This is a genomic window from Erwinia sp. PME.40.26/001 (assembly GCF_055556675.1).
On the sequence record NZ_JBVHNP010000087.1, the window covers coordinates 1 to 287 of the forward strand.

Annotated in this window: 1 protein-coding gene; it reads right to left on the reverse strand. The window is 68.6% G+C overall.

What is annotated here, in order from left to right; translation table 11 throughout:
- Positions 1 to 251 (reverse strand): amidase family protein (locus tag ACZ3HG_RS23340; protein WP_465334702.1); only part of this gene is annotated, 251 nt, incomplete at its 3' end.
- Positions 252 to 287: the final 36 nt, after the last annotated feature.

Here is a 287-nt window from a genome sequence, read left to right on the forward strand (position 1 = left end):
GTGTTGGTGAGGTCCTTGACCGAGAACGGGACGCCGACGAGCGGCGGCAGCGGGTCGCCTGCCGCGACGAGCCGTTCGGCCGCTTGCGCCTCCTTTCGCGCGCGATCGGCACAGAGCGCCATAAAGGCGTTGAGATCGCGCCGTTCATCGATGCGTGCCAGCGCGGCATCGACCGCTTCGACTGGCGAGATCTGCCTCGCGCGGATCGCAGCCCCGAGCTCGGTTGCGGACAGATTGGCAATGTCGGTCATGGCCGCCTCCCTCACACCATCCAGCGGCCGCCGTCG